28 protein-coding genes are annotated in these 25,522 nt (G+C 66.1%); 17 read left to right on the top strand and 11 right to left on the bottom strand.

The genetic code is table 11. The features are described 5' to 3' along the window. Window positions 1-31: 31 nt before the first annotated feature. Window positions 32-244, bottom strand: a complete 213-nt coding sequence (locus FOZ76_RS22045; RefSeq protein ID WP_143950412.1) for a hypothetical protein — start codon at window positions 242-244, stop codon at window positions 32-34. Between the two features lie 117 nt (window positions 245-361). On the opposite strand from FOZ76_RS22045, the gene FOZ76_RS22040 reads away from it, so the two are divergent. Beyond that, window positions 362-715 carry a hypothetical protein gene (locus FOZ76_RS22040; protein ID WP_143950411.1) on the top strand — a complete coding sequence of 118 codons (354 nt, stop codon included), beginning with the start codon at window positions 362-364 and terminating at the stop codon, window positions 713-715. Window positions 716-740: 25 nt separating this feature from the next. On the opposite strand, the gene FOZ76_RS22035 is transcribed toward FOZ76_RS22040, so the two are convergent. Further along, complete coding sequence (locus FOZ76_RS22035; protein ID WP_143950410.1) at window positions 741-1,862, bottom strand: sensor histidine kinase; 1,122 nt, start codon at window positions 1,860-1,862, stop codon at window positions 741-743. Between the two features lie 17 nt (window positions 1,863-1,879). Continuing rightward, window positions 1,880-3,283: a sigma-54-dependent transcriptional regulator gene (locus FOZ76_RS22030; protein WP_143950409.1), complete on the bottom strand. Its 1,404-nt coding sequence runs from the start codon at window positions 3,281-3,283 to the stop codon at window positions 1,880-1,882. Between the two features lie 217 nt (window positions 3,284-3,500). On the opposite strand from FOZ76_RS22030, the gene FOZ76_RS22025 reads away from it, so the two are divergent. Next, window positions 3,501-4,565 carry a sigma-54 interaction domain-containing protein gene (locus FOZ76_RS22025; protein WP_143950408.1) on the top strand — a complete coding sequence of 355 codons (1,065 nt, stop codon included), beginning with the start codon at window positions 3,501-3,503 and terminating at the stop codon, window positions 4,563-4,565. A 215-nt stretch (window positions 4,566-4,780) separates the two neighbouring features. Here FOZ76_RS22025 and FOZ76_RS22020 read toward each other — a convergent pair whose 3' ends face one another. Further along, a complete protein-coding gene (locus tag FOZ76_RS22020; RefSeq protein ID WP_143950407.1) occupies window positions 4,781-5,155 on the bottom strand; it encodes a hypothetical protein in 375 nt (124 codons plus the stop codon). A gap of 57 nt (window positions 5,156-5,212) precedes the next feature. Beyond that, on the bottom strand, window positions 5,213-5,944 hold the full coding sequence (locus FOZ76_RS22015; protein WP_246129700.1) for a BON domain-containing protein: 732 nt from the start codon (window positions 5,942-5,944) through the stop codon (window positions 5,213-5,215). 325 nt (window positions 5,945-6,269) lie between these two features. Here FOZ76_RS22015 and FOZ76_RS22010 point away from each other — a divergent pair, with 325 nt between their 5' ends. From FOZ76_RS22010 to FOZ76_RS21965, 10 genes are all read left to right on the top strand, one after another. Further along, complete coding sequence (locus tag FOZ76_RS22010; protein ID WP_143950703.1) at window positions 6,270-7,739, top strand: RNA polymerase factor sigma-54; 1,470 nt, start codon at window positions 6,270-6,272, stop codon at window positions 7,737-7,739. Window positions 7,740-7,837: 98 nt separating this feature from the next. Next, window positions 7,838-8,155 (top strand): BON domain-containing protein, encoded by a 318-nt coding sequence (locus tag FOZ76_RS22005; protein ID WP_143950405.1) that lies wholly within the window; start codon window positions 7,838-7,840, stop codon window positions 8,153-8,155. Between the two features lie 216 nt (window positions 8,156-8,371). Next, window positions 8,372-9,640 (top strand): MFS transporter, encoded by a 1,269-nt coding sequence (locus FOZ76_RS22000; protein ID WP_246129699.1) that lies wholly within the window; start codon window positions 8,372-8,374, stop codon window positions 9,638-9,640. A 503-nt stretch (window positions 9,641-10,143) separates the two neighbouring features. Continuing rightward, window positions 10,144-10,521, top strand: a complete 378-nt coding sequence (locus FOZ76_RS21995) for a curli production assembly/transport protein CsgE (RefSeq protein ID WP_246129697.1) — start codon at window positions 10,144-10,146, stop codon at window positions 10,519-10,521. Further along, entirely contained in the window at window positions 10,521-10,967 is a 447-nt protein-coding gene (locus tag FOZ76_RS21990) for a curli assembly protein CsgF (protein WP_143950402.1), read from the top strand. Before FOZ76_RS21995 ends, FOZ76_RS21990 begins: the two co-directional genes overlap by 1 nt. Beyond that, window positions 10,964-11,914, top strand: a complete 951-nt coding sequence (locus FOZ76_RS21985) for a CsgG/HfaB family protein (protein WP_143950401.1) — start codon at window positions 10,964-10,966, stop codon at window positions 11,912-11,914. The genes FOZ76_RS21990 and FOZ76_RS21985 overlap by 4 nt, the downstream gene beginning before the upstream one ends. 45 nt (window positions 11,915-11,959) lie before the next feature. After that, window positions 11,960-12,502, top strand: coding sequence for a hypothetical protein (locus tag FOZ76_RS21980; protein ID WP_143950400.1), 543 nt, complete (start codon window positions 11,960-11,962; stop codon window positions 12,500-12,502). A 59-nt stretch (window positions 12,503-12,561) separates the two neighbouring features. Continuing rightward, window positions 12,562-13,272 carry a hypothetical protein gene (locus tag FOZ76_RS21975; protein WP_143950399.1) on the top strand — a complete coding sequence of 237 codons (711 nt, stop codon included), beginning with the start codon at window positions 12,562-12,564 and terminating at the stop codon, window positions 13,270-13,272. Window positions 13,273-13,339: 67 nt separating this feature from the next. Continuing rightward, on the top strand, window positions 13,340-13,651 hold the full coding sequence (gene csgH / locus FOZ76_RS21970; RefSeq protein ID WP_143950398.1) for a curli-like amyloid fiber formation chaperone CsgH: 312 nt from the start codon (window positions 13,340-13,342) through the stop codon (window positions 13,649-13,651). A 313-nt stretch (window positions 13,652-13,964) separates the two neighbouring features. Continuing rightward, a complete protein-coding gene (locus FOZ76_RS21965) occupies window positions 13,965-15,923 on the top strand; it encodes a putative bifunctional diguanylate cyclase/phosphodiesterase (protein ID WP_143950397.1) in 1,959 nt (652 codons plus the stop codon). Here the strand turns inward: FOZ76_RS21965 and FOZ76_RS21960 are convergent. Together FOZ76_RS21960 and FOZ76_RS28225 are read right to left on the bottom strand one after the other, a co-directional pair. Then, the gene (locus FOZ76_RS21960) at window positions 15,893-16,981 is read right to left on the bottom strand and encodes an HPP family protein (RefSeq protein ID WP_143950396.1); all 1,089 of its coding nucleotides are present in this window, start codon (window positions 16,979-16,981) and stop codon (window positions 15,893-15,895) included. The genes FOZ76_RS21965 and FOZ76_RS21960 overlap by 31 nt on opposite strands. Beyond that, window positions 16,982-17,104, bottom strand: a complete 123-nt coding sequence (locus tag FOZ76_RS28225; protein ID WP_281283025.1) for a hypothetical protein — start codon at window positions 17,102-17,104, stop codon at window positions 16,982-16,984. A gap of 109 nt (window positions 17,105-17,213) precedes the next feature. On the opposite strand from FOZ76_RS28225, the gene FOZ76_RS21955 reads away from it, so the two are divergent. Further along, window positions 17,214-18,101 carry a LysR family transcriptional regulator gene (locus FOZ76_RS21955; RefSeq protein ID WP_143950702.1) on the top strand — a complete coding sequence of 296 codons (888 nt, stop codon included), beginning with the start codon at window positions 17,214-17,216 and terminating at the stop codon, window positions 18,099-18,101. A 142-nt stretch (window positions 18,102-18,243) separates the two neighbouring features. Here the strand turns inward: FOZ76_RS21955 and FOZ76_RS21950 are convergent, their stop codons facing one another. Continuing rightward, a complete protein-coding gene (locus FOZ76_RS21950) occupies window positions 18,244-19,140 on the bottom strand; it encodes a LysR family transcriptional regulator (RefSeq protein ID WP_143950395.1) in 897 nt (298 codons plus the stop codon). An 83-nt stretch (window positions 19,141-19,223) separates the two neighbouring features. On the opposite strand from FOZ76_RS21950, the gene FOZ76_RS21945 reads away from it, so the two are divergent. Further along, on the top strand, window positions 19,224-20,000 hold the full coding sequence (locus FOZ76_RS21945; RefSeq protein WP_143950394.1) for an NAD(P)H-dependent oxidoreductase: 777 nt from the start codon (window positions 19,224-19,226) through the stop codon (window positions 19,998-20,000). Between the two features lies 1 nt (window position 20,001). Here FOZ76_RS21945 and FOZ76_RS21940 read toward each other — a convergent pair whose 3' ends face one another. After that, window positions 20,002-20,370 (bottom strand): winged helix-turn-helix transcriptional regulator, encoded by a 369-nt coding sequence (locus tag FOZ76_RS21940; protein WP_143950393.1) that lies wholly within the window; start codon window positions 20,368-20,370, stop codon window positions 20,002-20,004. 108 nt (window positions 20,371-20,478) lie between these two features. Here FOZ76_RS21940 and FOZ76_RS21935 point away from each other — a divergent pair, with 108 nt between their 5' ends. Continuing rightward, entirely contained in the window at window positions 20,479-21,492 is a 1,014-nt protein-coding gene (locus FOZ76_RS21935) for a zinc-binding alcohol dehydrogenase family protein (protein ID WP_143950392.1), read from the top strand. Window positions 21,493-21,526: 34 nt separating this feature from the next. Here the strand turns inward: FOZ76_RS21935 and FOZ76_RS21930 are convergent, their stop codons facing one another. Next, window positions 21,527-22,117 carry a TetR/AcrR family transcriptional regulator gene (locus FOZ76_RS21930; RefSeq protein ID WP_211366389.1) on the bottom strand — a complete coding sequence of 197 codons (591 nt, stop codon included), beginning with the start codon at window positions 22,115-22,117 and terminating at the stop codon, window positions 21,527-21,529. Window positions 22,118-22,211: 94 nt separating this feature from the next. Between FOZ76_RS21930 and FOZ76_RS21925 the strand changes: the two genes are divergently transcribed. Further along, window positions 22,212-23,078: a nuclear transport factor 2 family protein gene (locus FOZ76_RS21925; protein WP_143950391.1), complete on the top strand. Its 867-nt coding sequence runs from the start codon at window positions 22,212-22,214 to the stop codon at window positions 23,076-23,078. Here FOZ76_RS21925 and FOZ76_RS21920 read toward each other — a convergent pair. Then, entirely contained in the window at window positions 23,073-23,993 is a 921-nt protein-coding gene (locus FOZ76_RS21920; protein WP_143950390.1) for a LysR family transcriptional regulator, read from the bottom strand. The two genes, FOZ76_RS21925 and FOZ76_RS21920, sit on opposite strands and share 6 nt — an antisense overlap. Window positions 23,994-24,185: 192 nt before the next feature. Here FOZ76_RS21920 and FOZ76_RS21915 point away from each other — a divergent pair, with 192 nt between their 5' ends. After that, window positions 24,186-25,520 carry an SGNH/GDSL hydrolase family protein gene (locus FOZ76_RS21915; protein WP_143950700.1) on the top strand — a complete coding sequence of 445 codons (1,335 nt, stop codon included), beginning with the start codon at window positions 24,186-24,188 and terminating at the stop codon, window positions 25,518-25,520. Window positions 25,521-25,522: the final 2 nt, after the last annotated feature.

The following is a 25,522-nucleotide window of genomic DNA, read 5'->3' as shown; positions in this document are numbered from 1 at the left end:
GGCCGCGCAAGCGCCCATGCGGCCCGCGGTGCTACAGGCCGTCGGGCGCCGGCGGTTCGATGCGCACGATCTTGCAGCCTCGCGCAATGAAGGCCGCCAGATCCTCCGCGGACATTTCGTCACTCGTGCCCATCAGGCTTGCCGTGCCGTGCTCGTGCACATGCAGGATGCAATAGGGATCGCCGTCGAGCGAATACCAGTAGTAGCCCGGCGCGAGATGGTGAGGCGTGTGATCGATGTTCATGCCGACGATTATAGCGACGCTGTGCGCCAGCGGCGCCCCTTTGCAGTGGGTATGCCGGTTGCTTTGAAGCCGGGTGTGCGTATTCGCCGCACCTGAAAATTCAAAGGAGATATCGACATGACCGACAGCCTGAAAACCTGGCTTGCCAGCAGCCTTTTTGCCAGCGCCGCCTGCTTTGGCGCAATGGCCCACGCCTCGACGGCGCCGGGCGATGCGCGAGCCATGACCGAGGACCAGATCGAAGCGCGCTACGACCAGGCCAAGGAGCGCTGCGACCAGCTCAAGGGCGACGAAGAGGACGTGTGCGAGCAGCGTGCGAAGACAGAACGCGACAAGGCACGGGCCGACGCGAAGGCCGAAAAAGACAAGTTGAAGGCCGAGCGCGAGTTGGCCGAAGAGCAGTGCGACGCCATGTCGGGCAGCGCCAAGGACGCCTGCGAAGCCGACCTCAAAGCCAAGTACGACCGCTGACCCTCATCTGCGGCGCCTTGGAGCTTCAGGCGCCGCCATTGGAAGCGGCGGCGGCCTGCAGCCGTGCCGCCAGACATTGCGGCGATGCGTCCGGCGAAACCGCCGCGCCGGCCGCCGCAACGTCCCCATAGGACACCCGGGCCACGCTGCCCGCCTGCCCGCCCTGCTCCCGGCCCCGCGACGCAGCCACGGGCACGAGCAGCACCTCCAGCTCGTCCCTGCCCGGCGCCGCGTCCGGCGCCACGTCCACCGGCTCGATACCGAGCGCGCGCAACCGCTCTGCCATGCGTGTGCCTGCCACGCCCTGCGACACCAATCCAACGCGCGGCAATGCGGCCGGCATGCTCGCCCGCGCCGCCGCGCTCGCGCGCGCCGCCGCCGGATCGATCCCGGCAAGCGGCACGCGGATGCGATAGCCGTACTGCACGCCTTCCTCATCCAGCGGCACGTGCTGGACGGTGCCGCCGTGCAGGCATACCAGGCACTCGGCCAGGCGCAGCGACGCCGGCACGCGCGCGCGGCCGGTGGCCAGCCCGGCGATCGGGCGCCCCTGGCCGGTCTCGCCGACGAACCAGCAGAGCGCATCGTCGCGTTCCTCGACGCCGACGGGAATCTCGTCGCCTTCCATGGCACAGCGCACGCAATGCACGATCACGGTCTGCAATGCGCGCACCAGGCGCGCCGCGTCCGCCTGCAGCACCAGACCGGGCGTGACGGCGCCGCGTTCGGCCAACGTGACCTTGCGCGTCTGCGCCGCCGCGGCGCTCGCCGCCAGTGCGCGCGGCAGCAGGTCCACGGCGTCCACCGCCATGAATTCCAGGGCCAGGGTCTGCTCGAGAATACTGCGCATGTCGGCCAGATCGGCGATCAGCTCGACCTGCTGCTGGATGCCGGTCTTGATGCCGTCCAGCGCCTTGCGCACGAGAGGGTTGGCTTGTGCTCCGAGGCGGCTCTCCAGCACGTGCGTCCACCCCTGCAGCCCGTTGAGCGGCGAGCGCAGATCGTGCGCGGCCTCCGAGATCAGGCGGTCGCGCGCCCTCAGCTCGGCTTGCAGACGCGCATCGAGCAAGGCCGCGCGCTCCTCGCAGCCACCGGCCTCGCCACACGGACTATCGATGAGAAACGGGGGCGGCGCAGGCTTGGTCACTCTGGTCCTCCTTGCGGTCAGGCGAACGGTGCGGTCTTGGGTTCGGCGTCGACTTCGCCGTCTTCCGGCACCCGATCGCCGTCCAGCGCATATTCTTCGAGCCGGTTGTACAAGGTCTTCAGGCTGATGCCGAGAATCTCCGCGGCGCGCTTCTTGACGCCCCCGCAGTGCTCGAGGGTTGCCAGAATCAGCCGCTTGTCCGCCTCGGCAAGCGAGATGCCCACAGTGATCGAGACGCTGGTTGCAGGCGCCGCACGCGCCGGCGACATCCGCAAGGGCACCGCCGAGGGGTGCAGCACGTTATCGTCGGCCATGATGTAGGCGCGCTGCATGTAGTTCTTGAGCTCGCGCACGTTGCCCGGCCACGCATGCTGGATCAGCCCTTCCATGAAGGCCGGCGACAGAGTCTTCTCCGTCCTGTGGTCGCTGTTGAGCTGGTCCAGCATGCTCTGGGCAATCAGCTCGACGTCGCGTCCGCGCTCGCGCAGCGGCGGCAGGAACAGCGGAAACACGTTGAGGCGATGATAGAGATCCTCGCGCAGCCTGCCGTCGGCCACGGCCTTCTCCGGGTCGCGGTTGGTGGCCGCCACGATGCGCACGTCGGTCTCGATCTCGCGGTTCACGCCGATGCGCATGAACATGCCCGTCTCGAGCACGCGCAGCAGCTTGACCTGCAGCTCGATCGGCATCTCCGTGATCTCGTCGAGAAACAGCGTGCCGCCATGGGCCCGCTCGAAGTAGCCCTTATGCTGGCGGTCCGCGCCGGTGAAAGCGCCCTTCTCGTGGCCGAACATCTCGCTCTCGATGAGATTGGGCGAGATGGCGCCGCAATTCACCGGCAGGAACGGATGCTTGCGGCGCAGGCTGAGCTCATGGATGGTCTGCGCAACCAGTTCCTTGCCCGTGCCGCTCTCGCCCACGAGCAGTACGGTGGCCTCGGTGGGCGCGACCTTGTTGATCTGGTCGTACAGATTCTGCATGGGCGCCGAATTGCCCAGCATGCGGCCGAACCGGCCGATGCGACGCAGCTCGCCGCGCAGCGAACTGATCTCGGCCTTGAGATCGCCCGAGCGGGGAATCCGGTCCAGGATGGTCTTGAGCCGTTGCATATTGATCGGCTTGACCAGGTAGTCCGCGGCACCCAGGCGCAGCGCGTCGACCGCGCTTTCCACGCTGGCATGTCCGGTGATGAGGATGAACTCCACCGAGACCCCCGGGTCCAGGGCCTCGAAAAGCTCCATGCCGCTGCCGTCGGGCAGCTTGAGATCCGCCAGGATCACGTCCGGCGATTGACGTACGATGTGGATCTTGGCCTGGCGCAGATCCTGAGCGCTCGCAACGGTGAAACCCTCGGCCGACACGATCTCAGCCAGCGCTTCCCGGGTATTCGGCTCGTCGTCGACAATCAATACGTGGGGCATACCCTGTTCACCTGCCTCTGCTTGGAGGGCGGCGCGCGCGCCCATGCGCGCGCTGCCGGCACCCCGGTCAAACAATGAAAGTACTATGTTTCCCGCGGCGCCGTACCCTACCGCCGAAACAAAACGTGACACCATGCTGCAGCGCCGCCTGCGCGTCCGGGCGAGCTTCCCGGGTTACGATAGCCGCCCAGATCGATCAACCCGCTGCCCCAAGGAAATGACCTCCTCGCCCACGGCCTCCGGCCGCCGCCCGGCCGCACGCAAGACCACGGCCAGCGCCCGCAAGAAGGCCACCCAGACCGCCGGTCCGGCACCGTACGGACTGCTGTACGGCACATCGGAAGCCATGCAGGCGCTCTGCAAGCAGATCGGCAAGGTAGCGCCCTCGATGATCACCGTGTTCATCGTCGGCGAAAGCGGCACGGGCAAGGAACTGGTCGCACGCACCATCCACGACAAGAGCGCGCGCGCGGACGGGCCATTCGTGCCCGTGAACTGCGGCGCGATCCCCCCTTCGCTGATCGAAGCCGAACTCTTCGGGCACGAGCGCGGCAGCTTCACCGGCGCCATCCAGTCGCAGCCGGGCTATTTCGAGCACGCCGCGGGCGGCACGCTGTTCCTCGACGAAGTGACCGAGATGCCGCTCGAGATGCAGACCAAGCTGCTGCGCGTGCTCGAAGCCGGCACCTTTCACCGCGTGGGCGGCACCGAGGAGAAACGTGCCGACGTGCGCATCGTGGCCGCCACCAACCGCGATCCGCAGCAGGCCGTGCAGGACAACATCCTGCGCGAGGATCTGTATTACCGGCTTGCCGTGTTTCCCTTGCGCGTGCCGCCGCTGCGCGAGCGCAGCGGCGATATCGAGCTGCTGGCCAATCGCTTCCTAGAAGTGTTCAACGCCAACCAGCAGACGCCCAAGACCTACTCGCCCCAGGCGCTGGATGCGGTGCGCAACTACCCCTGGCCGGGCAACGTCCGGGAATTGCGCAACGCGCTGTATCGCGCCTTCATCATGGCCGACAGCATCATCGAGCTGCCCCCGCCGGGCCAGCCCTCGGGCCTGGCCAGTGCCAAACCGACCTGGCGGGACGGCTGCCTCACCCTGCCGGTGGGCACCACGCTGGCCGACGCGCAGCGCGAGCTGATCCTCGGCATACTCGCGCACCTGGACGGCGACAAGCGCGAAACCGCGCGCACGCTGGGTATCAGCCTGAAGACCTTGTACAACCGCCTGGAAGCGTACCAGGGCAAGCCGGTGGACGAGGACGAAGCGGCCCAGTGACCCCCCCTGGCCGGGTGGCACGCTCACAGCCTGCGCTCGCCCAGGCGGCCGATGAACGGCCATGAGGCGGCGCCGATGCCGCTCCGCTCCCAGGCCGCGGCGTGACTTCGCTGGCGCGCTCGAGATCGCGCAATCCCTGACGCAAGAACGCCCCGGCGGTCACTGCTGACCGCCGGGGCGCGAGCCCGCGGCTAGGCTGCCGCTATACGTCGAGCTCAGTTCGAGCGCGTGGTGTTGTCGCTCGCTGCGCCGGGTTCGGTCGGCGTGACGTCCGTGGAACCCGACTCGGTGCCGGCGGTGCCCGGAGTGGCTGGCGCCGGCGCCGCCGCACCCGGCACGGGCGTGCCCGGCTGCATGGCGGGATCGGTGTTGGCGTTACCGGTGTTGTTACCCATGGGCGCGGTGCCCTGGTTGGTCTGGCCGGGCGTCGGCGAGGCGTCGCTGTTGGGCAGCGGCTGCAGCGGGGGGCTCACAGTCGACGGGTTGGAGCGGCTGGACTCCACCGTCTGGGCCGAGACGCCAAACGCAGCGGCAAGGGCGACGGCGCCGAGAGCGGCCTGCATGGCGGATTTCATCGAGCGAACTTGCATAATCATCTCCTGTGAATAGATGGGTACAATTGAACTGAATTCCTCACTGACGACGTTTCAACGCTGCCTTGCGTTGAGCAGTAGAGCGTCGTCTTCGGTCCGTGCCAATCCCGCAGGATCCGTGCCCGGACCCGACGATCGCCGTACCTTGATGCGGTTCTCCACATCCTTGACACCGACGCAATCGTCCGCGATGTCTTCTATCGCATGCTTCATGCCACGCACGGGCACGGTGCCATCGAGCGTCACGACACCGTCTGCCACCGCGACGCTGACATCGCTCACGTCCAGCCGGTACGCACGGCTCAGATGCTCGCAGACGTCCTCGCGGATACGTTCGTCGGAACGCTCGTAGCCCTTGGGCAGGGTGCGCTGCCCACGACTCCAACCGCCTCGATGCGGCGCATAGGCACCCGCGTCGTCCGCACCGCCGAACTGGCTCTGCGGGCCCGCCGGCTCCCAGCCGCCCTTGCCCACCGGCTCGCCGGCATCATGTCCATACATTCTTTCGGGCCGATACGGTTCCGGGTCGAAACGCGGCCGATAGCCGGCCGCCTGGCGAACGGACGGGCGCGGCGCATGGGGCACCTCCCCCGCGCGCACGCCCGACGTCCCTTGGTCGTTGGCCCACTGGTCCTCCGAGCCGCCATACGGGCCCGACGCGCCGAATCGGCCGTCCTGATGACGCCGGTGCCAGTCATCGGGCGGGTCGGCCACGGGCACTGCAGAGCGCACGGGAGGGTGGATCGCGTCGCGCTTGCGCGGGCTCTGCTTGCGGTTCTTGGACATGTCCATCTCCTGTGTGTAGCAATCAAGTACGCAGCCGCCGGGAGACGCAAACCCCATGCCCCGCCCAGCCATGCCGCCCGCCCGGGCGCTTATCGGCATGCGCCATGCTGACAACCCCGGCAAGGATTTCAAACTTGCGGCTAGCGCATGGACAAGGCTACCGATACGCCGCCCAGAACGGGCGTGTCGTATTGCATTAAACCTTTGATTTTAAATAGAAAAACAAAACTGGCACGTCTATTGCATTCGGATCATCGTATCGAACAATGATCAGGCCGCCGTACGATCCGAATGCGGCGGCCGCAGACGACGGAGATTCCAGTTGATCCACGCAACCTACGATCTGCGCGCCAAGCAGCAAACCATTCTGACTCCCCGCCTGCAGCAATCCGTCAAGCTGCTCCAGATGTCGGCGATCGAGTTCACCCAGGAACTGCGCCAGGCGCTGTCCACCAATCCTTTCCTGGAAGAAACCGCCGAGGACGAGGAGCAAAGCGCCACGCCGGACGGCCTGCTCGACGAGGCCCCAGCGGCCAACCTGGCCGAACCGGACATGGCCGACGTGACGGCGACCGAGGTTGCCGCCGACACCACCTCCGAATCAGACAGCGCATACGATCCGCCCGCCGAGTACTCGGGGGACTTCCCCACCTCGCGCGCCAACGGCAGCGGCGACGACGACCGCATGGATTTCGGCGAATGGATGCACGAATCCCCCGGGCTGCACGAGCATCTGCATCGCGAGCTCGCGGGCTACCGCCTGAACGATCGCGACCGCGCGCTGACGCACATGCTGGTCGAAGCCCTGGACGAGGATGGCTACCTGCGCCAGACCTTCGAGGAACTCGAGGGGCTGGTCGAGCTGACGCCCGCCCCGACCAAGAGCGAATGGAACACCGCGCTGCGCCTGGTGCAGCAGCTCGACTCGCCTGGACTGGCTGCGCGCGATCTGGGCGAATGCCTGCGCCTACAGTTGCAGGCCATCGAACAGGCCACCCCGGCGCGGGAGGTGGCCATCCGTCTCACCGAAAAGTGCCTGGAGCAACTCGCGCGCCGTAACCAGGGCGAGATGTTGCGCACGCTCGGCTGCGACGAGGGAACGTTGCGCGACGCATGCCTGCTCATCAAGTCGCTCGATCCCAAGCCGGGCCTGCGCTTTGCCCGAGAGGAAGCGCAGCACATCATCCCGGACGTGATCGTGCGCAAGATCAAGGGGCGCTGGCTGGTCGACACCAACCCGGCGGTCATGCCGCGCGCGCGCCTGAACAGCACCTACGCCAGCATGTTCCGGCATGCCCGCTGCAACGATCGCGCACCGATGGCGCAGGAACTGCAGGAAGCGCGCTGGCTGATTCGCAATGTCGAGCAGCGCTTCACGACGATCCAGCGCGTGGCCGAGGCCATCGTCGCGCACCAGCGCACGTTCTTCGAGTACGGCGAGGTGGCCCTCAAGCCGCTCGTGCTGCGCGAAGTCGCGGAGGAGCTGGGGCTGCACGAATCGACTGTCTCGCGCGCCACGGGCAACAAGTACATGGCTACGCCGCGCGGCATTTTCGAGTTCAAGCACTTCTTCTCGCGCGAGCTGTCCACCGAGACGGGCGGAACCTGCTCGACCACGGCCGTGCGCGCACTCATCAAGGAACTGATTGCCGGCGAGGACTCGGCCGCACCGCTGTCGGACGTGACCCTGACCCAGTTGCTCGCCAAGCAGGGAGTGATCGTCGCGCGGCGTACGGTGTCCAAGTACCGCACGCTCATGAAGGTGCCGCCGGCCGAACTGCGCCGGCAGTTCTGAGCCGATGTCGGCGGGAACAGGGTTTGCTCTAATACCGCAGCCGGCGTGCCCCACTGTCCGGTCACCCGGTTACACTTCTCGAGAAAGGAGTTTCCAACATGCTGAACAAGATCCTGAAATGGTTTGCCCTCTTTGGCGTCACCTTCGTGTTGGCCGCTTGTGCGGCCACCGACACGTCGCGCAGTGCCGGCGAATACACTGACGACACTGCCATCACGGCTCGCGTCAAGCTCGCCTTCGTGAACGACGAGCAGGTCAGCGCGCTCGACATCAACGTCGAGACCTTCCGCGGGATCGTCCAGCTCAGCGGTTTCGTGCCGCAGCGCGAGATGGCCCAGCGCGCCGAGCAGATCGCTCGCGGCGTGGAGGGCGTGAAGGACGTGCGTAACGATATCCGCCTGCGCGCTGCGCAATAAGCCCGGTCGCGGGCCAGCGGCCGGGCGCGGTTCCCGGCGCCGAAACCCTCCCTTGCGGAGGGTTTTTCTTTTGCGAAGCGGGCCTTCCGGCGCGGCCTCGCGAAATGCGTAACAATACCGGCCTCCTGTTATGTGCAACGGCCCTCGCCCCGCGAGCGACCTTGCACCCGGCCGCCATCGTATCGGCCTGTCCTTGCATTGTCCGGAGAAGAAGTCGTGAGCGCGTCGCCCCGTCCCTTTTGGTATTTCGGTTGGAACATCGTTGCGGCCGCCACCCTGCTCACGCTGCTCACGGTAGGCATGCGCATGGGCATCGGCCCGTTCTTCCTGCCGATGAGCGAGGATCTCGGCCTGAGCCGGCATTCGCTCGCGGGCATCATCGCGCTGGGCATGTTCTGCTATGGCCTGGGCATGCCGGTGGCGGGCTATCTCGCCGGCGTGCGGGGCACGCGCTTCACCCTGCTTCTGGGCACGCTGATCGTGGTGCTGTCCTGCGTGTGGACGATACACGCGCGCCATGTCCTGGACTTCACCCTCGCCTATGGCGTGCTGCTTTCCTTCGGACTTGCCTTTACAAGTCCGGTAGCGGTGACCCCCGTCATCAGCCGCTGGTTCACGCGCCAGCGCGGCATGGCGCTGTTCTTTCTCTCGACGGGCTCGATGGCCGGCATCGCCGTCATGACGCCCGCCTTCACCTACGCCATCGACATGGCCGGCTGGCAGAACACGCTGATCGGCTTTGCCGGCATCTTCGCGCTGTTCACCATTCCCGTCGCCCTGTTCGTGATCCGCGATCAGGCACCCGCCGACGCCGACCTGCTGCCCGAACAGATCGCAGTCAGGACGGCAGCCGGCCAGGGTGCAGCGGCGGCCCACCCCGCCGAAGCCACGACACTCGGGCAGGCCATGCGCGGCAAGGCCTTCTGGGGCATCGTGCTGGGCCTGTTTGCCTGTGGCTACAGCATGAACCTGCTCGGTACGCACGGCGTTCCGATGCTCATGGATCACGGGTTCGACGCCATGACCAGCGCCTACGGCATCGGCACCATCGGCTTCGTCGCCATTTTCAGCACGCTGATCCTCGGCCGCCTTGCCGACATCCTGCCCCGGCGCAACATGCTTGCCGCCATCTACCTCGTACGCGGGCTGGGTTTTCTGGCGCTGATGGTGGCCGGCACCCATTGGCAGCTATACGGCACGGCCGTGATCGGCGGCATCGTATGGGCGGGCAGCATCGCGCTGTCCTCGGCGATCCTCGCCGACGTCTATGGCACCCGCATGGTGGGCATGCTGTATGGCTGGGCCTACCTCGGCCACCAGTTCGGCGCCACCCTGAGTTCGTGGCTGGGCGGCTGGGGCCACGACACCTTCGGCACGCACTGGGTGGCCTTCGGTGGATCGGCCGCCTTGCTGATCGTGGCCGCTCTGGTATCGCTGCGGCTGCCCCAGCGGGCACCCGCGAGCGCACGCGCACAGCTTGCCTGACGCGGCGGGGGGCCGGCAGACGCCGGCCCGCCCACGCCCTCACCGCCCCTACCCACAACCTGCCAGGACATGAGCCAAAAGGCCTATGTCCACCCGCGCTTGCGCGCGCCCGCATGGCGTAACACCTGACGGCCAGGCGCTACCGCGTCTAGCGGCGCGCCTCGTCCCCACTCGCTCTCGCGCTGCCCGAGCCGCTCCGATACGGCCGCTTGGCCTACGTCCCACCCGCCCGCGGCCCTAGGCCGAAATCCGTGCCCGGCGTAGACCAAACTGCAGATGCCGGCGACACCTTGTGACACCTAAGATTCTTCCCGTCGGCCCACGGTTACGCCCCAAAGCCGACAACCGGCACAACCGTCCCGCGCTCTTGCGCTCACGGTTGTGCGGTCCAGACAAGTCACATGCCACAGCCAGGGGAGACGGTGATGGGCAGTTCAACTCGAACAGGGGTCTTGGCCCTTTGCACGCTTGCCGCATCGCTCGCACACGCCGATCCGGCGCCCTTGTCGGAGCCAGTGCAGGCGGCTCCGACGGCCGAGGTCCGGCGTACGGCCGACCCCATGGTCGGCATGGTCATCAATCGCACCATCACCGTCCTCGGCCGCGAGTTCTACCAACATTTCGCCGCATTCTGGCGCGACATGCCCGAGAGCGATCGCTACTCGGTCTCCGTGCATGAGCGGCCCACGGCGATCCGCGGCAGCCAGGTCTGGGTGCAGTTCGGCCAGAAGCGCGTGTTCCAGGCGTACCTGTCGCCGGCGCGCGCGGCCGCCAAGGACGCCAGCCAGCAAGCGGCGCAACTCTCCTACAAGAACGTGCTCGACATCGAAGTCGCGCGCATGCTTTTCCAAGACAGGGATCTTGGACCGGAGGAAATCTGATGAAAATCGCTACCCGCCGATTCGCTGCGGGCCTGGCCACGGCGCTCGTCGCCGTGCTGGGTGCGCAGCCGGGCGCCCACGCCACCGAGCTGATCTACTACCCGGTCAATCCGGCCTTCGGTGGCAGTCCCTTGAACGGCAACTGGATGCTCGGCCTCGCCCAGGCGCAGAACAAGCACAAGGACCCGGACGCCGACACCGGCTTCGGCGGGCTGAACACCTCGCCGCTGCAGAATTTCAACGATGCGCTCGAGCGCGCCGTCCTGAGCCAATTGGCCGCTGCCGCGTCCTCGCAGATCATGGGCACGGACGGCAGCCTGCGCCCGGGCACGGTGCAGACCGGCAACTACATCATCGACATCGTGGACCTCGGGGGCGGCCTGCTCAGGATCACCACCACCGACAAGCTGCTCGGCACCTCCACGTCCTTCCAGGTGGGCAAATGAAGACGCATGCCAAGCCGGCGCCCCGCGCCCTGCGCAACCGCCTGCCGGCCGGGGCCGGTGCCCTGGCCGTTGCAGCCCTGCTCTCCGCTTGCGCGGCCCCGCCGGGCAGCCAGCCGGCGGCGGTGACCGAGGCAGCCACGCTGACGCCGCCCTCGCCCGCGACGCGAGACCTGCTCAAGCTGCCCTCGCCCAAGGGACGTGTCGTCGCCGCGGTCTACGGGTTCCGCGACCAGACCGGCCAGTACAAGCCGTCGCCCGACAGCTCGTTCTCGACCTCGGTCACCCAGGGCGCCGCGTCGCTGCTCATCAAGGCGCTCAAGGACTCGGGTTGGTTCACGCCGGTGGAGCGCGAGAGCCTGCAGGAGCTGCTCACCGAGCGGCGCATCGTGCGCGCACTGGACGGCAGCACGGACGACGGCGTTGCGGCCACGCAGAACGTGCCCGGTCTGCTGCCGGCCGCCATCATGGTCGACGGCGGTGTGATCGCCTACGAGAGCAACGTGCGCACCGGCGGCGCCGGCGCGCGCTTTCTGGGCATCGGCATGAGTACGCAGTACCGCGTCGACCAGGTCACCGTGAATCTGCGCAGCGTGGACATCCGCAACGGACAGATCCTGCACAGCGTATCGACCACCAAGACCATCTACTCGTACGAACTGCACCCCAGCGTGTTCCGCTTCGTCAACTTCAAGGAACTGCTCGAAGTCGAAGCCGGCGTGACCAGCAACGAGCCGGCGCAACTGTGCGTGAAGGAAGCGATCGAAACCGCCGTCGTGCACCTGATCGCCCAGGGCATCAAGGACCGTAGCTGGGTGCTCGCCAACGAGAGCGACTGGGAATCGCCCGTGTTGCAGGCGTACATGCGCGAAGCCGACAGCTACGCCGTGGACGCCACGGAACTCGCAGCCATGTCCACGCCTGCGGCACGCCCGCCTTCGCCCTACTGAGCGAATGGCGCCACCCACGACAAGCACGCTTCACGGAGACTGAACATGATCCTCTACTGGCGTCATCACGCACGCACCATCCTGCGCGGCACGGCGGCATTGGCGACAAGCTCGCTGCTGTGCGCGCAGGCGGCGGACCTCGGCCCGGCCGAGATCTCGCTGGGCAGCGACGCGACCCGCCAAACCATCGCAAACGTTGTACAGGCAGGCAACTACAACAACGCGCGTGTCTCGCAGCACGGCCCCGGCCACCAGGCCAACGTGCTGCAGTCGGCGCAGTACGGCGATATCCGCCTGCAGCAGACATCCGGCGCGGCCCGCGGCGGGAACGTCGCCGACCTGCGGCAGACCTCCGGCAGCCACAACCTCATCGATGCGGTACAGAACGGCACCGCCAACCGCCTGAACGTGACGCAGTCCGGCGTCGCCAACGAGGTGTCATCGGTACAGATCGGCCACGCCCATCACGCCGACGTGCAGCAGTACGGCAACTGGAACTACGCGCAGGTGCGCCAGATCGGCGGACGGGAGGCCACCTTCATCACCCAATACGGCGACTTCAACGTCGCTCGCGCTATCCAGCACTGAAGACCACTGGACCCCTTGGTTGTTTCGACAGGTCTTCACCCCTTCTCAGGAGATTCACCATGCATCGCAAGCTTTCCACTCTTGCTCTCGGTCTGACCCTCGCCTTCGGCGCCACCGCCGCCCTGGCAGCCGGCAACGCCTCGGTGGACCAAAGCGGCTGGTACAACAGCGGCACCGTGCTGCAGTCGAACACGCTGTTCGGCACCGCCAATGCCAGCATCACCCAGCAGGGCGACTACAACAGCGGCTATGTCGAGCAGAACGGTATCGGCGGCACGGTCAGCGCCACCATCTTCGAGGGTAGCAATGCGGACTACAACAGCTCGACCATCGAGCAGAAGGTGGTGAGCAATTCGAACGCCTCGATCACCCACCAGGGCAGCTACAACGATTCGTGGGTCAACCAGACAGGCGTGAGCGGCAGCTCGGCCTCCATCCGTCAGAACGGCGACTACAACTCCGCCGGTATCGACCAGGCTGCGGGCACCAACCAGGTCGCGCGCATCAACGAATGGCAAGCCGACTGGGAGAACGGGGACTACAACGAAGCGTTCATCACGCAACGTGGCAACAACCTCTTCGCCCGCGTCGAGCAATACAACGGCAGCTACAACTCCGCGATCGTGGATCAGGCCGGCTTCAACCTGAGCGCCGACGTGCACCAGCGCGGCAACTACAACTCGGCCCGTGTCACGCAGGCCGGCTTCAACTACAACGCCAACGTCAACCAAGCGGGCAGCTTCAACTCGGCCTACATCCGTCAGAACTAACCCCGACGCTCAGGCCAGCCTCGCAGGACAGTGGGCCCCGCGCCCACTGTCCTGCATTGGAAACCTAATGACTCCCGATGCCGACCTTCAAGCGTGGCTGGACGTTCAGGCCGCCGAACGCCACGTCGTCGCACCCTATGTGCGCAGCGCCCTTCCCGTGGCCGTGACCTATGACCTGCGCGTCATCCGGGTAGGCCGCGGCGGACGGGCCGAAGCACGCCAACAGGGGCAAGTGGCGCTGCGCGCAGAGCAGGCCACACCATTGGGCACGATGTCGGTCAGCAGCGCCCCGGGCGATGCCTGCCAGGTGGAACTGGTCCTGGCGCCGCAGGGGGAGGAACCGCGGCGCTTCAGCTTCGATTGCCCGAACGGCACGTAGCGCGCACGCGACGCTCAGCCACGGCCGCCGACGGCGGCACGGATTGCAAATTTTCCAAAACGTCGTGAGGCCATGGATTGCGCATCGCCTCACAATGATGGTCGTCTCCCCATTTTTTGTGGAAAACCCGGATTCGAGGCAGCAGAGCGGAGAATATATTCAGGGATGTCGCCCGTGCCCGCGACAGTGCTCGCAACCGCCGGTGTTGGCCAGCCTGTCGCCAGGATGGTCTTGCCGTCATCGAGTTGGCAGCGCCTGTTGCCGCCGGACGGCTCGACTCGAACGAAAACAACCCTGGCCTGGAGGGGAAAAGATGGTGGTACGACGAACTCTCGGCTACCTCGCCCGCATAGTGGCCATACGGTCCGACAAGCCGGAGCTGTTGAAAGCACAGCTCACCGCGTTGTCGCGCATGATACCGCTGCTCTACTTCATCCTCGTGGCCAACGCCTGGGTGTTGTCGATCACTTTCGTCGGCCTGGCCCCGGATTGGCTCGCCCTGTATGTCGCGCTTGCGCTGAGCGTCGTCTGCGGTCTCAGACTCGCCCTTTGGTGGCCGAAGAAGGGCGCCATCCTGAGCAACCGGAAGTGTGTGCGCGAACTGATGCACACGAACGTGTTCGCAGCGCTTCTCGGGATCGGCTTCAGTTTATGGGCGCTGTCGCTGTTCCCGTACGGCGGGACCTACGAGAAGGCTCATGTCGGGCTGTTCCTGACGATCACGACGCTCGGGAGCATGCTCTGCCTGATCCATCTGCGTTCGGCAGCGCTGCTCGTCGCCGTCACGGTTGCCGTGCCTTTCGTCCTCTACTTCGTGTCGACAGGGGTGCCCGCCTTCGTGGGCATGGCGATCAACGTCACGCTCGTGACCATCGCAGCCGTCATCGTCATTCTGTTCCAGTACCGCGACTTCACACGCATGGTGCAGGCTCGCACGCGCACCGAGACGCTCAGCAACGAAAATCTGCGCCTGGCCAATGTCGACAGTCTCACCGGGCTTCCGAACCGGCGTGCTTTCTTCACCTATCTGGATGCGGCGTTTTGCACCGCGCAGTCTCGAGGGGCGCGGCTTGCGCTCGGGATCATCGATCTGAATGGTTTCAAGGCGGTCAATGACCTGTACGGCCACGCGGTGGGCGACAAGCTTCTCGTCCAGGTCGCCTCCCGGCTTTCCGGCATCCACGCGTCGAACGGCGCATCATTCCTGTCGCGTCTCGGCGGTGACGAATTCGCCTACGCCGTGGCCGACGCGCCCGATAACGAAGCGCTCGTCGTACGCGCCGAAGAGATCGTCTCGCTCCTGCGCAAGCCGTTCGTGCTTGCGGAGGCGATCGTGCAGATATCGGGCTCGATCGGCATCACGGTCTATCCGGAAATGGCATCGTCAGCGGAGCAATTGTTCGAGCGCACGGACTACGCCCTGTACCACGGCAAGCACGAGAGGCGCGGACGCGCGGTTCTGTTTTCATCCGATCACGAAGCGCAGATCAACAGCGAGGCACGCATCGAGCAGGCGCTCAAGCTCGCCGACTTCGCGCAAGAACTGACGGTTGCCTTTCAACCCATCTTCGACATCCGCTCGCAGGCGACGATCGGGTTCGAGGCGCTGGCTCGCTGGTCCAGCCCGTCGCTCGGCCGCATCTCGCCCGCGCAGTTCGTACCGATCGCCGAGCGCACAGGCATCATCAGCGCACTCACCCGGCCGCTGCTGGAGAAGGCGCTTCTCGAGGCCGGCAAATGGCCGGACGACGTGCGGCTCTCCTTCAACCTGTCGGCGCATGATCTGGGCTCGCCGGACAACCTCGCGGCCATCGTCGGCATCATCGAGGGCAGCGGGTTCGACCCCGGCCGGCTGGATCTCGAAATCACCGAAACCGCCTTTACGCACGACTTTGAACAGGTGCACCAATCGGTCGACAGGCTGCGACGGCTCGGTTGCGGGATTTCCCTCGACGATTTCGGCACCGGCTATTCGAGCCTTTCGCGCCTGCACGCGCTGCCGCTCACCAGGATCAAGATCGATCGCAGTTTCGTCACCGGGCTGCACAAGAACCCGGCGAGCCTCAAGATCGTCAAATCACTGCTGGTGCTCAGTCGCGACATGGGACTCGACTGCGTCGTCGAAGGCGTGGAAACGCGGGAAGAGATGGCGGCGCTCAGGGAACTGGGCGCAGTCATGGCGCAGGGTTATTTCTATTCCCCGCCGATCGCGCAGAACGACGTGTTGTCGTTCCTCCACGATCAAACCATGCCTCTGCTACAGGCAGGATAGCTCCCGGCCATTCGTCCCAGGACGCCAAGCAGGTCGGTCTGGGAGATGATTCCCACTACGCGCGCCTCGTCGTCCAGCACCACGACCGCGTGGGTCCTGCCGTCCGTCAGCACCGGCAGCAGCTCGAGCGCCGCGGACTGCGGCCGGGTGGTCCTGGCCTCGGAGAGCGTGCTGATGATCTCGCCTTCCGAGGCGGCCAGTTCGCGCAACCCTACCGTTCCCAACAGGCGATGCGCTTCGTCGAGCACCGGCAGCAGCCGCAGGTTGTGCCGCAGCAGCAGCCGATGGGCGTGCTCCCGGCTCGTCGCGGGCCCGACCGAGACGACATCGCGCGACATGATGTCGCCGCAGGACAGGGTGGCATGCGTGCGCACCATGGCCCGCAGCTCGATTTCCCGCAGCAGCCTCGCCAGGTCGTCCCGGTCGATGTCGAAGGTTTCGTTCAACCGCTCCAGGGCAGTGCTGATGTCCTCCTCGCGAAATCCCACGCGGAGCATGGGCGGCAGGTCCGAGGTTGCGTGCATGTTGGCCGGCGGCGGCGGCGCGACATGCGGGTAGGCGTGCTTTCTCAGCCGGTGAAAGAGGACGCCGAGACAGACGAGGACACAGCCGTTGATCGCGACCGGAACGAGAGGATAGAGCAACCCCCAGCTATCCACGGCGGAGCCGCCCAGGGCGGCCGACAACGCCGTGGCGCCGCCCGGCGGGTGCAAGCTGCGCGTGAGCGACATCACGGCGATGGCCGATGCGACCGCAATCCCGGAAGCCAACACCGGATCATGGACCACGGCGCCGACCGCCAGCCCCGTGACCGCCGACAAGGTATTGCCGCCGATAATGGGCCAGGGCTGCGCCAGCGGGCTCGCGGGCACGGTGACGAGCAGCAAGGCCGAAGCCCCCAGGGAGGCGGTCAGCATCGACACGCGCAGCCCATCGCCCAGCATGTGGCCGCACAGCCAGGCGGTCAGGCATACGCACAACAAGGCGCCCAGGCAGGCGATCGAACGCTCGCGCAGGGTCGCCCCGGCGAGAATGGGTACGAATACGCGGGCCATCATTCAGCGCGCCTGCCCGAGCAGCTCGTTCAACCCGGCCACGCCCCGGGGGATGGACCCTTCCGGCGGCGTGCCCGACACCTGCGCCTCGGCCGTAAGCGACGCCGGGAGATGAACGACTGGCATGCTGGACCCGGTCCTCTGTCTTCAATGCGGAATGCGAGATCTTGAACCTTGAAATGAATGCGAGCAAACGAATTATCATTCCAGTTCATAGCAATTTTTTTGCTTGAATATGGACATAGAACTCGCCCGCACTTTTCTCGAGATTGTCGCCAGCGGCAGTTTCGTCGCCGCTGCCGAACGCCTGCACCTCACCCAGACGGCAGTCAGCGCGCGCATCCGGACGCTGGAGCAGCAACTGGGCCGCTCGCTGTTCGTGCGCAACAAGGCAGGCGCCCGCTTGACACCGGCGGGCGAGCGCTTCGTGCGCCACGCCAACAGCCTGGTCCAGGGCTGGGAACGCGCGCGCCAGCATGTCGCGCTGCCGCCCGGACGACGCGAAGGCATCAGCATCGGCGGCGAGCCCAGCATCTGGCACCCTTTGCTCGCGGACTGGCTGGTCTGGATGCAGCGGGCCTGTCCCGACGTAGCGCTGCGCGTGGACATCGATATGCCGGGGCGCCTGCTGGACCGCATCCAGGACGGTTCCCTGGACGCGGCCGTGCTCTACAACCCGCCGCAGCGCGCGGGGCTCGTAGCGGAACTGCTGCTGGAAGAAAAGCTGGTGATGGTGACCACGTCGCAGGATGGCCGGACCGACGCAGACCGGTATGTCCAGGTGGACTGGGGGCCCAGCTTCTCGGCCAACCATCGGGCGGCCTTTCCGGACCAGCCCGATGCGCCCGTCACCGTGTCGCTCGGCCCCTTGGCCCTGACCTACATCCTGACCGTGGGCGGCGCCGGCTATTTCCGCGCCGGCACCGTCGCGCCATTCCTGGCCAGGGGCGAACTGCACCGGGTACGCAACGCACCGGAATTCTCGCATTCGGCCTCTGTTGTCTATACCGCCGAAGGCGACGGCGGCGTCCTGGCGCGTGCCCGCGAAGGCTTGCGCGCGGCAGCCCGACGCAAGGCGTACGCCGATCCGAGCCAACCCGTCGCAGCCCGTCCGGCGGTGTGACCGCGTGCGCCGGCGTCTGTCGGCGGACGACGAGAAGCGCGTTGCGCCCCGGGGGCCGGACAAGCAGCCAGCCGCAACGGCCCACCGCGATTCCGACGGCGGGGGCGCATGCTCACTGGCCAGGCCGGCGATCGGATGCGCCTCATACCGAACCGGCGATGTGCTCGCGCAGCCATTGATGCGCTGGATCACGGTGTACCCGCTCATGCCAGAGCATGAGCATCTCGAAGCCCGGCACGTCGATGGGTGGTTCGACCATCTGCAATGCAGCGTTGCCTTGTACCAGCCGCGAGGGCAGCATCGCTACCAGATCGGTGCTCGCCAACACCGACTGCAGAAACAGGAAGTGCGGCACGGAGAGCACCACCTTGCGCGCCTTGCCCAACTCGGCCAGCGCCGTGTCCGTCGCCCCCTGGAAGCCGCCGCCATCGGGCGACACGATCACATGATCGAGCTTGCAGAACTGCGCCAATGTCGGACGTCGCGTCAGGCGAGGATGGCCGACGCGCCCGGCCAGCACATAGCGCTCCGTGAACATCGAGCGGCGACGCAGATTCGGCGGCGCTTCGGCACCGAGGTGAAAGGCGATGTCGATCTCGCCCTGCTCCGCCTGGCGGGCGAGCGCCGGCGGTGTCAATTCGAGTACGGCCAACCGCGAGCCCGGTGCATGCGACCTCAAGCCCGCCAGCGCCGGCAGGACAATCGTGGACTCGCCATAATCCGAGGCCGCGACACGCCAGGTCTGGCTCGCCTCGGCGGGATCGAAGGCACGTGCAGGCGCAACCGCCTGTTCCAGGGCGTGCAGTGCATTTCTCAGCGGCTCGCGCAGCGCATCGGCACGGGCGGTCGGGCGCATGCCGCGTGCCCCGGGCAACAGCAGCGGATCGCCCAGGACCTGCCTCAACTTGGCAAGCTGCACGCTGACCGTGGGCTGCGCAAGATGCAGGCGTTCAGCCGCACGGGTCACGTTGTGCTCGGCCAGCAACGCATCGAGCGTGACCAGCAGGTTCAGGTCGAGCCTCCTCAAGGAATTACTCATGGCAATATCTGGAATATAAGGAATTCATTTCCAATATATGCCGGGAATGCCTATCGTGCCTCCTTTATCGATGGAGCCCTGCCATGAATGTTCTTCTCGTTTATGCCCATCCCGAACCTCGATCCCTGAACGGTTCAATCAAGGATTTCTCCGTCGGGCGCCTGCAGCGAAACGGCCATACGGTTCAAGTGTCGGACCTGTACGCCATGCAATGGAAAGGCACGCTGGATGCCCAAGACGACACCGCGTACCGGGCCGGCACGCGCTTCGATGCCTCTGCGGATTCCCTGCAGGCATTCCGGAACGGCACCCAGAGCGCCGACATAGCGCGCGAGCAGGAGAAACTGCGCTGGGCCGACGCGCTCATCCTGCAATTCCCGCTGTGGTGGTATTCGATGCCGGCCATCCTCAAGGGCTGGATCGACCGCGTGTATGCCTGCGGCTTCGCCTATGGCGTGGGCGAGCATTCCGACACGCGCTGGGGCGAGCGTTTCGGTGAAGGCGTGATGGCGGGCAAACGGGCCATGCTGGTGGTGACGACGGGCGGTTGGGAATCGCACTACGCGCCACGCGGCATCAACGGCCCGATCGACGACATCCTGTTCCCGATCCAGCACGGCATCCTGTTCTATCCCGGCTTCGACGTGTTGGCGCCGCATGTGATCTACCGCACCGGCAAGATCGACGAGGCAGGGTTCGCGGCGGCGTGCACGGCGCTGGGCCAGCGGCTGGACGACCTGTGGACGAGCGCTCCCATTGCGTTCCGCAAGCAGAACGCCGGGGATTACCAGATCCCGGCGCTCACGCTGCGTCCCGAACTGGCTCCGGGAAAGGCCGGGTTCGGCATCCACGTCGCGTAAATCAGCCTGCTTGGTTCTCTGCCCATTCAACGCCGTTTTCGATATGGACGTCGCCCCATTGCTTCAGCGCCTGAATGACGGGTGCCAGGGTCCGGCCGTAGTCCGTCAGCCGGTACTCCACCTTGGGCGGAACCTCGGGATAGATCTTGCGGGCAAGCAGCCCGTCGGCCTCCAGTTCCCGGAGCTGGTTGGTGAGCATGCGCTGCGTGATGTTGGGCAGCAGGCGGCGCAACGCGTTGAAGCGCAGCACTTCCTCGGTGAGCAGGCGGTAAAGGATGACGCCCTTCCATTTGCCGCCGATCAGCTTGAGTGTGGCCTCGACCGAACAGCCGGCGGCACAGGTGTAGGTTTCATGGCGGACACGGCCCATAACGGTACAGTACCTTTTTCGACACTATATGCAAATTATGTGTGTTCTTACCTGAACCGACAATAGGAGCAACAATAGCTGTGTCCATTCTCGATGAAGGAGTACGCCGTGAAAGCCATCGGCTTCAATCAGCCATTGCCGGTTTCCGATCCTCGTTGCCTGATCGACCTTGATCTGCCCGAGCCCGAGTACGGCGAGCAGGACCTGCTCGTCGAAGTACAAGCCATTGCCGTCAATCCGGCGGATTCGAAGGTGCGGGCGTCGGCTCGGCCCGCTGCCGGGACATGGCGCATACTCGGCTGGGATGCGGTCGGCCGCGTGCGCGCGGTCGGCGCCAAGGTCGCCGGATTCAAGCCCGGTGATCGGGTGTTCTACGCGGGCGCCATCGACCGACCGGGTTCCTATGCCCAGCTACAGGCGGTTGATGCGCGCATCGCAGCCCATGCCCCATCCACGCTCGACGACGAGGACGCCGCCGCCTTGCCGCTGACCACGCTCACCGCCTGGGAAACCCTGTTCGACCGCCTGCGGGTGGAGCAGGCCGTGGCCGGCGCCGCAAACGCCATCGTGGTGATCGGTGGTGCAGGCGGGGTGGGTTCCATGGCCATCCAGTTGGCGCGGGCCTTGACGGACCTCACCGTCATCGCCACGGCCTCGCGTGCGCAGACGCAGGCGTGGGCCGGGAAGATGGGGGCTCACCATGTGATCGACCATCGCCGGCCGCTGGTCCCGCAGATCGAAGGCCTGGGGCTGGGGGCGCCCGCCTTCGTTTTCTCCACGACGCATACCGACAGCTATCTTGCCGACATCGTGGAACTGATCGCGCCCCAGGGACGCATTGCGCTCATCGACGACCCCCGATCGCTGGACATCGTCTCGCTCAAACGCAAGAGCCTGTCTATACATTGGGAGTTCATGTTCACCCGCCCCCTACTGGAGACGGCCGATATCTCCCGGCAGCAGGAGATCCTGCGGGAGGCGGCCCGGCTTGTTGAACGCAAGACGCTTGCAACGACTCGCACCCGGACTCTCGGGACGATCAATGCAGAAAACCTGCGCACGGCGCATGAGTGGCTCGAAAGCGGTCAGGCCATCGGAAAAATCGTGCTTTCGGGGTGGTAGCCGCCTATCACGACCAGGCGGCGAGCCCTGCCGCTCATGCCTGCAGCGCCGCCATGGCGGTTTGCACGACGCCAAGCAGCGTCTCACGTTGGGCGCCGTCCTGGGCCTGAAGGGAAATGCCCTGGATGATGGTGGCGAAATAGGCAGCCAGGCGTTCGGTATCGGTATCGGCGGCAAGTTCGCCCTCGGCGACGCCGCGCTCGAGCCGCTCGCCGATCAGCATCGCCGTCGTGTGCCTCAGCTCGCGCAGGTGGTCGCGCAAGGGCGCGTTCTGGGCCTGGCAGTTGACCAGGCCCAGGCTGATCATGCAGCCGCCCGAGGACGAGCTGGCCAGCGCGGTGTCCAGGCTCGCCAGCAGCATGGCCTCGAGGGCATCGCGGACATGCTTCGTTTCAGCCAGCACCCTCATGCTGGCCGCGCCGCACGTCGAGAGATACAGATCGACTGCTTCGCGGTACAGCGCCTCCTTCGAGCCGAAGGCGGCATAGAAACTCGGCGGGTTGATGCCGATGGCGGCCATCAGGTCGGAGAGCTGGGTAGCCTCGTAGCCTTTCGCCCAGAAAACCTCCATGGCTTGCTGGATGGCGGCATCGCGATCGAAGTTGCGGGGGCGGCCTCGGGCCATGTGCTTCCTTTATGTATTATGAATTACAAAACTCTTGACAGCGCATACCTGCCTGCGAATAATGTAATTCGTTTTACATAAACAAGGCAAGCGCATGTCCCTCCCTACCGATTCGCGCATCGAGACCGTCCGCAGCTACTTCCGCAAGGTCGATGCGAAAGACCCCTCGCTGCTCGACCTGTTCACGGACGATGTCGAGTTTTTCTTTCCCAAGTTCGGCGTGGCACGCGGCAAGGCGGCGGTCATGGCGTTTGGCAGCCGAATTGCAAAGGAGGCGGCCAAGCTCACCCACGACATCGACGGCCTGGTTTTCACCGCGCAGGGCGAGCGCATCGTGGCGGAAGGCCGGGAATGGGGCGAGACGGCGGATGGCAGGCCATGGCCCGATGGGCACGTCTCGCAAGGGCGTTTTGCCAACGTCTTCGAGTCCGACGGGCCGCTGATCAAGCGCACCTTCATCTATGTCGATCCCGACTTCACCGGCGAAGACCGCAAGCGTGTCGCGCTCTACCGCGCGCAGGACGCTGGCGCGACGCCCGACGATGTCGCCCGGCGCTATGTCGAACGGGTGCGGGATTTCTGGGCTGCCCCGCATGCCCCGCAGAAGCTGGCCGCGATTCTTGATTTATTCGCCGAGGATGTGGACTGGGACATTCCGGGAGACCATGCCCGCGTGTCCTGGATCGGGCCGCGACGCGGCCGCGGGCAAGTCGGCGCGTTCTTTCGTGAGCTCGTCGTGTGTATCGAACCCCGCCGATTCGACGTGCAGCGAATCGTGGCCGATGCGGATTCGGCAGTGATACTTGGCGAACTGGCATCGTGGGTCAAGGACACCGGCAGGCTCATCCAGACGCCGTTCGCCTTCGACCTGATCGTCAAGGACGGCAGGATCGTTCGACTGCGCATGTTCGAAGACAGCCATGCCGTCGCCCGCGCGGCGCGGCGACCAGCCTCTTCATGACGGATGGCGGGCACCGATGTCGACCCGCTCGGCAAGAAAATCCAGGAAGGCGCGCACCCGCAGCGGCAGGTAGCCGCCTTGCCCGACATACACGGCGTGGATCTCTTCGACGTCGCCCGGATTGCAGTGCTCGAGCACCGGCAGCAGGCGGCCGGCGGCGATGTCGTCACGCGCCTGAAAAGCGGCCAGGCGCGCCAGCCCCAGCCCGGCCACGGCCAGGCGATGCAGTGCCTCGCCATCGCTGGCCTGCGCGTTGCCGGTTACCGGAACCACAATCGTCTCGTCCGCATGGCGCAGCGGCCAGCCAGGCTGTGCCCGTACATAGTTGGCGCCCAGGCGGTTGTGCGTCAGCAGAGCATCGGGCGTGGCCGGGGTGCCACGGCGCGCCAGATAGGCAGGGGCGCCAACGATCACCATGCGCGTCTGGCCCAGCTTGCGCGCCACCAGGTTCGAACTCTTGAGCGGGCCGGCGCGCACGGCCACGTCGGTGCGTTGCTCCAGGATGTCGATGACCTCATCGGTCAACACGATGTCCAGCGAGATGTCCGGATGGCGTTCAAGGAATTCGGGCACCAGCGGCAGCAGGAAGTGATGGCCGAAGGGAACGTTGGCATTCACCCGCAGCCGGCCGCGCGGCGCGCTGTGTTCACCGGCGCAGCGTTCGGCTTCGTCCAGATCGGCCAGGATGCGCACGCCGCGCTCGTAGAACGCACAGCCTTCGGGTGTGAGCTGAAGCTGGCGGGTCGAGCGATTGACCAGCCGCGTGCCCAGGCGCTGTTCCAGACGCGCGACCAGCTTGCTGACGGCCGAGGGCGTCATGCCGCAGGCCCGGGCGGCGGCGGAAAAGCCCCCCAGTTCGATGACGCGCACGAAGACTTCCAGTTCGCCGGAGCGGTTGTGATGCGGGCTTGCCATGTCTTACCAACGCCTTTCGAGCACTTCGCCCGGCAGCGCGTCGAAGTCCTGGGGGCCGAATCTCTGCAGTGCGATACCCATTCTGGTACCCCGTTGAATCCGATTCATAAATGATGTTCCTTGGGACAGTCTATCCTGATTTGGTCATTGGATTCATGATTCATCTTCAAATCGATGTTGAGTTCATTAATGATGAGAAGACTGACCGAATCGGTGCCTGCCGGCCGTGCCGCGGCGAGACTGGCCTTGTCGCTCACGGCGAGCGCCATGCTCGCCGCTCCCGCCCCGGCTGCGGAGCCGTCCCCGCCCGTGGCCTGGGTAGCCACTTGGGGCGCCAGCCCGCAACCTGTCTGGCATGACGACTTCCTGTTTCCGACCAACATTCCCACCGTCCTGAGCGAGCAGACCATACGCCAGGTGGCGCGCGTCAGCGTGGGCGGCGAGCGGTTGCGCATTGTGCTGTCCAACGCCCATGGCGACCGGCCGATCACACTGGGCAAAGCCACGGTCGCACGGTCGCGGGGCAACAGCGCGCTCGAGGCCGACAGCTTGCGCACCGTGACGTTCGGCGGCCGGCAGGCGGCGACGATTCTTCCCGGCGCATCGCTGCTCAGCGATCCGGTGACATTGCCCATCCCGGCACTGGCGCAGGTGGCGGTGAGTCTGTATCTGCCGGACGCCACACCGATGCGCACTTTCCATTGGGATGGCCGCCAGACCGGCTGGATCGTGCCCGGCGATCAGACGATGGCCCCGGCGATCGAGGCGGCGGATGCCGCCACGCAAAGCACCACGGCGCGACTGCTGCTGACGGGGATTCAGGTGCAAACCGCACAGGCGCCGCGCGCGGTCGTGGTGCTCGGTGACTCCATTACCGATGGCGCCACGGCGAGCCTGGACCAGGACAGCCGCTGGCCGGACTTTCTGGCGGCTCGCCTGGCCCCGCATGGGGTGGCGCTCGTCAACGCCGGTATTTCCGGGGCCCGGCTGCTGTCCGATGGCATGGGCGCCAACGCGCTGGCGCGTCTGGACCGCGACGTGCTGGCCCAGCCGGGTGTGCACAGTGTCATCGTGATGCTGGGCATCAACGATATCGCCTGGCCGGGCACGGCTTTCGCGCCGGACAGCCCGAGGCCCACGCTGGAAGCCTTGACGGCGGGCTACCGCCAATTGACCGAGCAGGCGCGCGCCCGGGGCCTGCGCGTGATCGGCGCCACACTGACGCCGTTCGAAGCCGCTTTGCCCGATACGCCGCTGGACAACTACTACCACGCCGACAAGGACGCGCTGCGCCGGCAGGTGAATGACTGGATACGCCGCAGCGGCGTGTTCGATGCCGTCCTCGACTTCGATGCGGCACTGCGCGACCCCGGGCATCCGGCTCGCATGGCCTCGCGCTTCGACTCCGGCGACCATCTTCACCCCGGCGACGAAGGCAACCGAGCGATGGCCGAAGCCGTGGATCTGGACGCCTTGCTGCCCGGCCTGGACGCCGTGCCGGGCAGCACCACCATACAGGAACCCTGAAT

Origin of the sequence: Verticiella sediminum (assembly GCF_007558815.1) — a bacterium.
Lineage (GTDB): Bacteria > Pseudomonadota > Gammaproteobacteria > Burkholderiales > Burkholderiaceae_B > Verticiella > Verticiella sediminum.
The sequence above is the reverse complement of the archived record's forward strand: the minus strand, read 5'-3'. Positions and strand labels throughout refer to the sequence as shown.

Excerpts from the sequence above, each read along its gene's own strand:
- FOZ76_RS22015 (WP_246129700.1), bottom strand. The coding sequence starts at position 5,944 with ATGTCCAAGAACCGCAAGCAGAGCCCGCGCAAGCGCGACGCGATCCAC.
- FOZ76_RS22020 (WP_143950407.1), bottom strand. The coding sequence starts at position 5,155 with ATGCAAGTTCGCTCGATGAAATCCGCCATGCAGGCCGCTCTCGGCGCC.
- FOZ76_RS22040 (WP_143950411.1), top strand. The coding sequence starts at position 362 with ATGACCGACAGCCTGAAAACCTGGCTTGCCAGCAGCCTTTTTGCCAGC.
- FOZ76_RS22045 (WP_143950412.1), bottom strand. The coding sequence starts at position 244 with ATGAACATCGATCACACGCCTCACCATCTCGCGCCGGGCTACTACTGG.
- FOZ76_RS22025 (WP_143950408.1), top strand. The coding sequence starts at position 3,501 with ATGACCTCCTCGCCCACGGCCTCCGGCCGCCGCCCGGCCGCACGCAAG.
- FOZ76_RS21940 (WP_143950393.1), bottom strand. The coding sequence starts at position 20,370 with ATGGGCCGTGTCCGCCATGAAACCTACACCTGTGCCGCCGGCTGTTCG.
- FOZ76_RS21975 (WP_143950399.1), top strand. The coding sequence starts at position 12,562 with ATGCATCGCAAGCTTTCCACTCTTGCTCTCGGTCTGACCCTCGCCTTC.
- FOZ76_RS21965 (WP_143950397.1), top strand. The coding sequence starts at position 13,965 with ATGGTGGTACGACGAACTCTCGGCTACCTCGCCCGCATAGTGGCCATA.
- csgH (WP_143950398.1), top strand. The coding sequence starts at position 13,340 with ATGACTCCCGATGCCGACCTTCAAGCGTGGCTGGACGTTCAGGCCGCC.
- FOZ76_RS21960 (WP_143950396.1), bottom strand. The coding sequence starts at position 16,981 with ATGATGGCCCGCGTATTCGTACCCATTCTCGCCGGGGCGACCCTGCGC.
- FOZ76_RS21990 (WP_143950402.1), top strand. The coding sequence starts at position 10,521 with ATGAAAATCGCTACCCGCCGATTCGCTGCGGGCCTGGCCACGGCGCTC.
- FOZ76_RS21985 (WP_143950401.1), top strand. The coding sequence starts at position 10,964 with ATGAAGACGCATGCCAAGCCGGCGCCCCGCGCCCTGCGCAACCGCCTG.
- FOZ76_RS22030 (WP_143950409.1), bottom strand. The coding sequence starts at position 3,283 with ATGCCCCACGTATTGATTGTCGACGACGAGCCGAATACCCGGGAAGCG.
- FOZ76_RS22005 (WP_143950405.1), top strand. The coding sequence starts at position 7,838 with ATGCTGAACAAGATCCTGAAATGGTTTGCCCTCTTTGGCGTCACCTTC.
- FOZ76_RS21925 (WP_143950391.1), top strand. The coding sequence starts at position 22,212 with ATGTCCCTCCCTACCGATTCGCGCATCGAGACCGTCCGCAGCTACTTC.
- FOZ76_RS21950 (WP_143950395.1), bottom strand. The coding sequence starts at position 19,140 with ATGAGTAATTCCTTGAGGAGGCTCGACCTGAACCTGCTGGTCACGCTC.
- FOZ76_RS21945 (WP_143950394.1), top strand. The coding sequence starts at position 19,224 with ATGAATGTTCTTCTCGTTTATGCCCATCCCGAACCTCGATCCCTGAAC.
- FOZ76_RS21980 (WP_143950400.1), top strand. The coding sequence starts at position 11,960 with ATGATCCTCTACTGGCGTCATCACGCACGCACCATCCTGCGCGGCACG.
- FOZ76_RS21955 (WP_143950702.1), top strand. The coding sequence starts at position 17,214 with ATGGACATAGAACTCGCCCGCACTTTTCTCGAGATTGTCGCCAGCGGC.
- FOZ76_RS21915 (WP_143950700.1), top strand. The coding sequence starts at position 24,186 with ATGAGAAGACTGACCGAATCGGTGCCTGCCGGCCGTGCCGCGGCGAGA.
- FOZ76_RS21930 (WP_211366389.1), bottom strand. The coding sequence starts at position 22,117 with ATGGCCCGAGGCCGCCCCCGCAACTTCGATCGCGATGCCGCCATCCAG.
- FOZ76_RS28225 (WP_281283025.1), bottom strand. The coding sequence starts at position 17,104 with ATGCCAGTCGTTCATCTCCCGGCGTCGCTTACGGCCGAGGCGCAGGTG.
- FOZ76_RS21920 (WP_143950390.1), bottom strand. The coding sequence starts at position 23,993 with ATGGCAAGCCCGCATCACAACCGCTCCGGCGAACTGGAAGTCTTCGTG.